Source organism: Tabrizicola sp. (genome assembly GCF_051645465.1).
In the GTDB taxonomy this organism is placed as follows: domain Bacteria; phylum Pseudomonadota; class Alphaproteobacteria; order Rhodobacterales; family Rhodobacteraceae; genus Tabrizicola.
On sequence record NZ_JBOFBI010000257.1, the window covers coordinates 1 to 2,510 of the forward strand.

The 2,510-nt window shown below is 59.6% G+C and carries 3 protein-coding genes; all 3 read left to right on the plus strand.

Going from position 1 to position 2,510, the window contains the following annotated elements; all coding sequences use genetic code 11:
• The first annotated feature begins 433 nt into the window (after nt 1-433).
• Complete coding sequence (locus ACRCSW_RS16800) at nt 434-1,570, plus strand: epoxide hydrolase family protein (RefSeq protein WP_438706801.1); 1,137 nt, start codon at nt 434-436, stop codon at nt 1,568-1,570.
• A 168-nt stretch (nt 1,571-1,738) separates the two neighbouring features.
• Nucleotides 1,739-2,158, plus strand: coding sequence for a VOC family protein (locus ACRCSW_RS16805; RefSeq protein WP_438706802.1), 420 nt, complete (start codon nt 1,739-1,741; stop codon nt 2,156-2,158).
• A 79-nt stretch (nt 2,159-2,237) separates the two neighbouring features.
• Nucleotides 2,238-2,510 (plus strand): hypothetical protein (locus ACRCSW_RS16810; RefSeq protein WP_438706803.1); only part of this gene is annotated, 273 nt, incomplete at its 3' end.

A 2,510-nucleotide genomic window follows, 5' to 3' on the forward strand; every position in this document is an offset into this window, starting at 1 on the left:
TGTGCGTGACCTATCATGCGCATGGACGTCAGGCCGGAGATCGGGTCCTCATGGCGGGCGGCTACAACAATTATGACGGCTCGATGATCGTTCTCGATCCCTGCATGGCTTGGAGCGAGGACGCCGACGGCAATGGTGCCACAGAACAGGACTGAAGAAGCTCGTCATTTGTCCAGAACAGCAAGAACCGACCCTGACATGTGGCCATCGGCGTCGCAGACTTTGTGCTGAAGTGTCGGTGGGATGCTGACAATTTGTGTCAGGAGGGGGTTGGTAGTCTGTCCCCGTAGATCACGCACACCGGAAAGAGCGAAGGAAAACGGAAATGATTGAAAACAAATGTGAAGTTACACGTCGAAAATTCAACGCGCTTACCGTTGCCGCTGCAACTTCAGCCCTGACCCCATACAGTGCAAAAGGAGAAGAAACCGAAATGACTGAGATTGCGCCGTTCAAGATTTCCGTTCCCGATGCTGACATCGCCGATCTGAAGGACCGGCTAAGCAAGACCCGCTGGCCCCAGTTGACTACCAAAGACTGGTCACGAGGACAGCCCGTCGACTTCATCCGGGAACTGGCAACCCAGTGGCAGACCGACTTCGACTGGCGCAAGCATGAGGCGGCGCTGAACGCGATCCCGCAGTTCACGACCGTGATCGACGGCCAGACCATCCACTTCTTTCATGTCAGATCCAGCGCGCCCAATGCATTCCCGCTCATCCTGACCCACGGCTGGCCCTCGACCGTCGCCGAGTTTCTGGACGTGATCGGCCCGTTGAGCGACCCGGCCGGGCACGGCCTCGATCCTTCCATTGCGTTCGACCTCGTCATCCCTTCGCTGCCCGGATTCGGTTTCTCGATGCCACTCTCGGCGCCTGACTGGGAGGCATCGCGGACCGCAGCAGCGTGGGACATCCTGATGAAGCGCCTCGGCTATGCCCGCTACGGCGCACAGGGCGGTGATGGCGGCGCCATGGTCGGGCGTGAGCTTGGCATCCTTGCGCCGGAAGGACTGGTCGGTGTTCACCTCCAACAGATTTTCGCCTTCCCGACCGGGGCGGAGGGCGAGATGGACGCGCTGACCCCCTTCGAGTTGAAGGGCATGGGCAACTACGAGGCATTTGCGAAGAATTCTGGCTATGCTGACATCCAGTCCAAGCGCCCCGGCACGCTGGCCTATGGGCTGGTCGACTCGCCCGTCGGGCAGATGGCCTGGAACTCCGAGCTATTCTTCGGCTTCGACGGCCGCGCCGCAAAGACTTTCGACCGAGAGAGGTTCCTGACCCACGCCTCGATCTTTTGGTTCACCGCAACAGGCGGGACGGCGGCCGAGTTCTACATTGCCAACATGGCAACCGGTGCCGGATACCGCGAACTGCCGAACCCGACGCCGACGGGGGTTGCGGTCTTTCCCGACGACTTCGTCTCGGTCCGCAGCTTTGCCGAGCGGTCGAACAACATCGTCCACTGGACCGAAATGCCACGGGGTGGCCATTTTGCCGCTTCTGATGCACCGGACCTGCTGGTTGAGGATATCCGCAAGTTCTTTGGTCAGCTTCTGAAGGGGTGATCCAGAATGCTCCGGAATCAAGTATTGAAAGAACCGGCGGCTTCCGCATCGCCCGCCTGCCAAAAACTGGGTCGCAGACGTGTTCTGACGACCGGCCTCGGCCTTATTCTGGTTCCAATCCTTGCGCGCTCGGCATTGGCGCAGACGACCACTGAAAAGGACATACAAATGACGATCAAGCTTCAGACCATCGACTCCATCGTCTTTCCGGCGCGGGACCTTGCGACGGGCGTGGCTACGTGGACCGGCCTGCTCGGCTCAGAGCCGGTTTACGCGAATGACGATTTCGCAGCGTTCCAGGCGGGCGAGATCGGCATCTCCCTTACGCGGCTTCCCTGGGTTGACCATCCGCTCGTCTTCTGGCGCGTGGAAGATATCGCTGATGCGCATGCAGCACTTCTCGCCCAGGGCGCGACGGCCATGGTGGAGGTCGATGGCGGTACGCTGGCGGAACTCGGCACTGCGACGGCATCGGCGGGAAACCAGGATCCCGAGACCGGAATTGTCGATATGGGGATGGCCAAACTTGCCGTTCTGAAAGCCGCTGACGGTAGCCTGATCGCGCTGTCGCAGCCGATTGGGACCTAAGCGGATAACTCCCGGTGTCCATTTCCTGCCGAGCGGGAGGCTGGAAAGGGTAGCAACAACTTGATGAGTAAGGGCTAGAATGAAAAACCTAAGGACGATGTGCTGTGCGCTCGCCATGGTATCTTCGATCACGATCAATGCAGCCTCTGCCGAGGTGGGCTTCGAAACCATCGACGTTCCTTTTCCCGCCGACCGCCCGATCAACATCATGATCTGGTATCCTACAGAAGCCGAAGGAAGGATGAGCAGGGTCCTCGACCTTGAACACATTGTGGCAGAAGGTGCAGAGCCCGGCGGAGTCAACTTGCCGCTGGTTGTTCTGTCACATGGTACAGGTGGGTATGCACCTGGG